This is a genomic window from Streptomyces sp. NPDC056296, assembly GCF_042268605.1.
Lineage (GTDB): Bacteria > Actinomycetota > Actinomycetes > Streptomycetales > Streptomycetaceae > Streptomyces.
Map to the genome: position 1 here is coordinate 9,791 of NZ_JBHJRX010000027.1, position 6,690 is coordinate 16,480.

The following is a 6,690-nucleotide window of genomic DNA, read 5'->3' on the forward strand; positions in this document are numbered from 1 at the left end:
TTTTCCCTCGACTTCCTTTTGGGTGTTTGGGTGGGAGGGGGGGAGAGTCTGGGGCGGGGGGGGGGGGGGGGGGGGCCCCGAACCCCTCGGCGGGGCTCCCGGCTCTGGAAAGCCGGGACCACGACGGCGGACGGACCGTGCGGTGGTCCGTGCGCCGCAGTGGGTGGTCGCACCCCGTGTGGTGCGGGCGCCTACTGTCCGGTGACGGACGTGAGGGGGGCCGGCGCGGGAGTGCGGTCGGCGGTGGCCGCGGGCTGCTGGAGCTGTTCGCGCAACTGCCCGACCAGGTCGCGCAGTCCCGGCCCGTCGGTGGCGGCGCCGAACAGGTAGAAGTCGGGCCGGACCACGGCAGCGGCATGACCGTGTTCCCGCATGTGGGGCAGATAGCCGCCGGTGGTGTCGAGATAGCCGTCCACGGGGGCGTCGTGCTCGTACAGCGCGACGAGCCTCGCACCGATGCCGCTCAGGAAGGCCCGGTCCGTGGCGTCGAGGGCGTCGAGCGGCGTCGCGCCGTCGGTCAGGATCGCGAAGCCGCCGCCGATGAGGTCGTCCAGCAGGGCGGTACGTCCCTGGTGGGTGACCTGGTACTGCGGGGCCAGGTGACCGACGTTCGGTGCACGCGTGCCGTCGGGGCCGCGTTGCAGGACGCCGTCGCCCAGGACCGGTGGCGGGGTGGGCGGCAACGCGGTCCGGGGATCGCCGCCGGCGGCGATCATGCGGGCGTCGCGGGCCGCGGCGTCGTCGGGGTCGAGGACGCAGATGACCTGTCCCAGTGCCATCGACATGCCGATGGCGTGCTGGACGTGCTCGCTGCGTTCCGAGGTGTAGGTGTCCAGCAGGTCGGGGGCGGCCCGGCCGTCGAGGACGAGGTCCAGTTTCCAGGCGAGGTTGATCGCGTCGCGCATCCCGGAGCACATGCCCTGCCCGGCGAACGGCGGCATCTGGTGCGCCGCGTCACCGGCGAGGATGAGCCGGCCCTCGCGCCAGCGGTCCACCCAGCGGGCCTGGAAGGTGTAGACGGTGTGCCGCTCGATGGTCGTGTTCTCCGGCGTGCGTCCCCAGGGCTCCAACAGGCGCCAGGCGGCCTCGAGGGTGTTGAGTTCCTCGATGCTCTCGTGCGGCAGCCGCAGGAACTCCCAGCGACGCCGGCCCGGGCCGCCGGAGACGATCGTGGTGGGCCGCTCCGGGTCGCACAGCTGCCAGTTCATCGGGGACCACTCGGCCTGCTCGTGCGGCTGGGTGTCGACGATCAGCCAGTCGTAGAAGAAGCCGAGGTCGGTGACGGAGGTGGCCATGCCGGAGCGGACGAAGCTGTTCGCCCCGTCGGCGCCGATGACGTAGCGGGCACGGACCTCACCGGCGCCGTCGGTGCCGTTCGTGGTCAACCTGACGGTCTCGTCGCCGGGTTGCAGGTCGGTGACCTCACAGCCGCGGCGCACGGTGACCGTCGGCTGACTCTCGGCGGCCTTGGCGAGGACGGCCTCCAGCTGCGGCTGGCAGAAGAAGCTGGCGGTGGGCCAGCCGGAGAGGCCGTTGCCGGACCAGTCGATGCGTACCAGTGGCTCACCTGCGGCGTTGCGCCACTCGTAGTGGTCGGGCACCGGGTCGGTGACCGCGCGTACCTCCTCCGCAACGCCCGCGGCCTGGAAGATACGGCCGATCTCGTGGTCGAAGTGCACAGCGCGGGGCAGGTCGTAGGGGCTGGGCCAGCGCTCCAGCGCGACGACGTCGTGGCCGGCCCGGCCCAGCAGCAGGGACAGCATCTGGCCGACGGGGCCGAATCCGACGATCGCGACGTCGTACACCTTCGAAGAGCTTCTGCTCACGGCTCTACCTCGTCTCACTGTGGGTGCCGGTCATCAGGGCGGCGAGATCCTCGGGGGCGAGGAAGGACGGCGGGGGCGGCGGCCCCCAGTTGAACAGGCCCTTGGCACCCTCCAGGACCTCCGGCGTCCACAGCTGGTCGTCGACGATGCAGTCCATGTCGGAGTAGTACTCGCTGAAGTTGCCGGCCGGGTCCTTGAGGTACCAGAAGAAGTTCGATCCCGCGTGGTGGCGGCCCAGGCCCCAGATGTGGCGCTCGGGGTTGTCCTCCAGCATCGCGGCGGCGCCGCGGCCGACCTCGTCGATGTCGTCGACCTGCCAGGAGGAATGGTGCAGGAAGGCGACCGGCGCGGCCAGGACCAGGATGTTGTGGTGGTCGGTGGAGCAGCGCAGGAACGCCCCGTGGTCCTTGATGTAGTCGGACGCCTTGAAGCCGAGACCGTCACGGAAGAACGCGGTCGTGGCGTCGAAGTCGGTCGTGCCGATCACGGCGTGGCCCAGCTTGCGGGGCCGCACCCGGTCGGTGCGCAGAATGCCGGGGGCTCGCATGCCGACTCGGTCGAGGCGGCCGGGGCCGTTGTATACGGTAGCCGCGACCAGGTCCTGGACCAGGCGGGGGGCGACCTCCAGGACGGCGCGTACGGCGGTGGCCTTGTCGTACGCCGTGAGCGTCCCGCTTTCGACGACGCTCTCGATGCCGAGCCGCTTCAGGCGGGAGGCGGCGGCCGCGAGGTCGTCGGGGGTGTCGACGCCGACGCGGACCTCCACCAGGCGGCGGGTCGGCGCGTGGACGACGCGCAGCTGGCGTCCGCCGTCCTGGGTGGTGAACCAGCCGTCGGTGTCCGGAGAAAGACCGAAGTCGGTGTAGTAGGCGGCGGTCTCGGCGACGTTGGGGACCCCCATGGTGATGGAGGTCAGACGGTGCAGTGCCATGGGGGACTCCTTGACTCCTTTGTCCGTCGGTCCGGCCGGTCAGGCGACGAAGGTCTGACGCAGTTCGCCGATGCCCTCGACGGTGGTGACGAGTTCGTCACCGGCCGCGAGGAAGCGCTGCGGGTCGCGGCCGAGGCCGACGCCGGCCGGGGTGCCGGTGAAGATCACGTCGCCGGGCAGCAGGGGCAGCACGGCGGAGAGTCCGGCGATCAGCGCCGGCACGGAGAAGATCAGGTCCCGGGTGCGGCCCTTCTGGACCTCCTCGCCGTTGATCACACAGCGCAGTTCGAGGTCGTCGGGGTTGTCGAACTCGTCCGGCGTCACGAGCCACGGCCCGATCGGGGCGAAGCCGGGGTAGGACTTGCCCAGGCTGAACTGCGGCGCGGGACCGGCCAGCTGCACCACACGTTCGGAGATGTCCTGACCCACGGCCAGGCCGGCGATGTACTTCCAGGCGTCCGCCTCGGACACCGCTTCGGCCCGCTGTCCGATGACGGCGACCAGTTCGACCTCCCAGTCGGTTTTCCCACCGGCGGGCAGTTTCACCTCGGTGACCGGCCCGCTGATGCTGGTCACGAACTTGGTGAACACCGGCGGGAGCCCCTCGGGGGCGACGAACCCGGACTCGGAGGCGTGGTCCCGATAGTTGAGGCCGATCGCCAGCGTCTGCCGCGGCGCGGGAACGGGCGAGCCCAGCTCGGCCGGCTCGAACGGCTCACCGGTCGGCAGGTCGGCGCAGGACGCCCAGACCTTGAACTCCGCCCACCGCTCGTAGACGGCCTGCGGCTCCGCGGAGAAGAGGCCGCGACTGGCACGCTCGACATCGACGGCCTTGCCGTCGACAAGGAGGGCCAGACGGCCGGAGAGGTTGGCGATACGCATGATGTGACTCCAGGAAGCTACGGATAGGAGCGAGTTCCCGCAGCGGCACTGTGAAGTGGCCGCGCCGGGAAGTGCTCACCAGCCGACGGGAGCGACGGATCCGCCAGCGACAACGGACCCTTGCCCCCACCCGCTATTCAGCATGATGATTACTCTGATGTTGCGCTCACGTGAACCGCACCGTCAAGACCTATCGGCAAAATGAACATGATGAATATGGCGATCAATGAGGAGCTGCTTGTGACTGCCACCCCGTACCGTGCGGGGCGCCCGGGCGCCGAAGTGCCGGGCCCCGAGGATGCCGACAGCCGTGCCGACCTGCGTAGAAGCGCCGCGGCCGGCCCCGCCAGGCCGCGGGCCGCGGCCCGGGGCGACGGAGCTGGGCGGCAGACGGTCTCCGGACGGGCCGAGCGCGCCGCCGACCGGGTGGCCGCGCTGATCGAGACCGTGGCGCCGGGCGCACGCCTGGGCACCAAGGAGGAGCTGCGCACCCTGTGCGAGGTGTCCGTGGGCACCTTCAACGAGGCGCTGCGCCTGCTCCAGGCCCGCGGGCTGGTCACTGTCAAGCCCGGACCGGGCGGCGGCCTCTTCAGCGCCGAGCAGCCCCCCATGGTCCGCCTCGGCAACTCGGTGCTGGCCCTGGACGCACAGCAGGACGACGTCGCCAACGCCGTCCGCATCCGCGACGCCCTCGACCCGCTGCTGATCGAGGACGCCCTCTGGCACGCCTCACCGGCCGACATCGCCGGCCTGCGCCGGCACATCAGCGCCATGGAGGAGGCGGTCGCCGCAGCCGATCCGGTCGCCTTCGTCCACGCCAACTGGCGGCTGCATGCGGCGATCGCCGCGATCAGCCCGAACACTCTGCTCAGCTCGCTCTACACCAGCCTGCTGGACCTGATCGAGTCGCACACCCTGTCCGTTCTGCCGACCAGTGAGCAGCCGCTGGGCGAGTACATCGCGCACCGGCACGAACTGCATCGCGACCTCGTCGACGCCGTGGACCGACGCGACCGCGAGCAGGCGCTGCGGCTCATCCACGAGCACAACACCAGCCTCCAGGCCGCCGCGAACGCTCAGCAGTCCGGCTGACCAGTGCGTTCACAGTGCGCGGGGGACCTGGCTCGTGGGGCCAGGCCCCGTTTCCGCGCCGTCCCTCGTTCAGGGTATTGACACCCGTCGCCGCACCCCTCAGCATCGCAGCCAGTTCACGGCAGCGCCCTTCGGCGTCCGGTGGCCCACTGCCACCGGCTCCCGTCTTCGGGATGACGCCGTGGAATCTCGCCGAAGGCGACGCCCAGCGACGCTTCACCGACGGCATGTGCCGCCCCCGCGCCGTCAGGCGCGGCCGGGGACACCGAGCCCGCGATCCCGACAGCGTCGCCCGTCACACTTCTCATCCGTGCCGGGTTGTGCGGCAGCCTCTGTGCACCAGCACAGCGTCTGCACCGTTCCGCCCCTCGGCAGCACGTTCCCGCCGACGGCGGCCCGCGTCACATGCTTGCCGGGTCCCTTCCTCGCGGACGCCCCGCGCACCGGCGTGCACACCACTCGTGCAGCCCCTGCTTGAGGAGTACGGACATGAACACCACCCCGGGCACGGCCGGATTCACGGCCCGCCCCCGCACGGCCGTGGCCCTCGGCCTGGTCATCCTGTGCATCGAGGGCTACGACCTCTTCATCCTCGGTGCGGTCGGCCCCTCTCTCCTGGCCCACCCCGACTGGGACGTCACCAAGTCGACCCTGGGCCTGCTCGGGAGCCTCACCGCCCTCGGTATGCCGCTGGGGTCCATCGCCGCCGGCTGGGCGGGAGACCTCTGGGGACGCCGCCTGCCGATGGTCATCAGCCTGGCCTGGCTTTCCCTGTGGATGCTCCTGAGTGCCGTCGCCGGCAGCCTGGAGCTCTTCGCCGCGACCCGTTTCGCCACCGGCATCGGGCTCGGCGCTCTCATCCCCCTCGTCACGGCCTACGTCAGCGAGTCGGCGACACCCGCCCGGCGCTCGCTCCAGGTGGGCACCGCACTGACCGGCGTGGCCATCGGCGGCATCGCCACCGGCATCCTCGGCCGGGCGCTGCTGCCGGCCTGGGACTTCCGCAGCCTCTTCCTCTTCGGCGTGCTGCCGCTCGTCCTCGTCCCCATCGTGTGGCGCCTGGTGCCCGCCAAGGCCGAGGACGCCCCTGAGCCGGAAGCCGCAGCAACCACTCCGGAGCTGTCGGACGAGGGCCGGGGCGTGTCCGCCAACCGGCTGGGACAGCTGCTCACCCCGCAGTACCGCAGAGCGACGCTGCTCTTCTGGGCCGCGACCTTCACCGGTCTCGTTCTCGTCTACGGTGCCGGAACCTGGCTGCCGACGCTGATGGTCAAGGCCGGTTACGACCTGAGCTCGTCCCTGGAGTTCGCCATCGCCTTCAACGCCGGAGCCGTCATCGGCACGATCGGAGCCGCGGTGATCGCCGACCGCGGCTTCCTCAAGGCCGCCACCGTGACCAGCTTCGTCCTCGCTGCCGTCGCCATGATCACCCTCAGCACGCCCCAGTCCCGGCCCGTGCTGCTGATCGCCTCGGCCGTCGCCGGTCTCGGCGCGCTCGGCACCCAGAATCTGGTCAACATCTTCGTCGCCCGCTCCTACCCCGCCCACCTGCGCGGAACAGGACTCGGCTTCAGCCTCGGCGTCGGCCGTATCGGCGCCATCGTCGGCCCCAGCTACCTGGCCGTCGTCACAGTGATGATCAGTTCGCCCAAGGCCGGCTTCTACGCCTTCGTGATCCCCGCCCTCCTCGGTGCCGCGCTTACAGCGATGTTCGCCGGCACCCGCCGCGAGCGGGTGGCCGAACCCGCCGCCAAGGACCCGGCCGCCGCGACCGGTTAGCACATCGCCGTTCGGCGACCACACCCATCACCGCCAGGTAGGTCCGGGGGGGGCACGGGGGTGGCCAGAACCGGCCACGCCCCCCCCTGGAGACGCCACGCCCCCCCCCGCCCCCCCCCCCCCCCCCCGCACACCATTTGCAACCCTTCTTCTCCTTCCCCTGCTCTCCGTTCCCCCAGC

At 71.1% G+C, this 6,690-nt stretch carries 5 protein-coding genes; 2 read left to right on the top strand and 3 right to left on the bottom strand.

From position 1 onward, the window contains the following. Positions 1–191: 191 nt before the first annotated feature. From ACFCZF_RS20765 to ACFCZF_RS20775, 3 genes are read right to left on the bottom strand one after another with little or no spacing between them, the layout of a single operon-like run. A complete protein-coding gene (locus tag ACFCZF_RS20765; protein WP_376672890.1) occupies positions 192–1,826 on the bottom strand; it encodes a bifunctional 3-(3-hydroxy-phenyl)propionate/3-hydroxycinnamic acid hydroxylase in 1,635 nt (544 codons plus the stop codon). Positions 1,827–1,830: 4 nt separating this feature from the next. Further along, positions 1,831–2,757: a VOC family protein gene (locus ACFCZF_RS20770; protein WP_376672891.1), complete on the bottom strand. Its 927-nt coding sequence runs from the start codon at positions 2,755–2,757 to the stop codon at positions 1,831–1,833. A 39-nt stretch (positions 2,758–2,796) separates the two neighbouring features. Beyond that, entirely contained in the window at positions 2,797–3,639 is an 843-nt protein-coding gene (locus ACFCZF_RS20775; protein ID WP_376672892.1) for a fumarylacetoacetate hydrolase family protein, read from the bottom strand. A 240-nt stretch (positions 3,640–3,879) separates the two neighbouring features. Between ACFCZF_RS20775 and ACFCZF_RS20780 the strand changes: the two genes are divergently transcribed. Continuing rightward, entirely contained in the window at positions 3,880–4,731 is an 852-nt protein-coding gene (locus tag ACFCZF_RS20780) for a FadR/GntR family transcriptional regulator (protein ID WP_376672893.1), read from the top strand. Between the two features lie 489 nt (positions 4,732–5,220). Next, positions 5,221–6,510 (top strand): MFS transporter, encoded by a 1,290-nt coding sequence (locus tag ACFCZF_RS20785; RefSeq protein WP_376672894.1) that lies wholly within the window; start codon positions 5,221–5,223, stop codon positions 6,508–6,510. Positions 6,511–6,690: the final 180 nt, after the last annotated feature.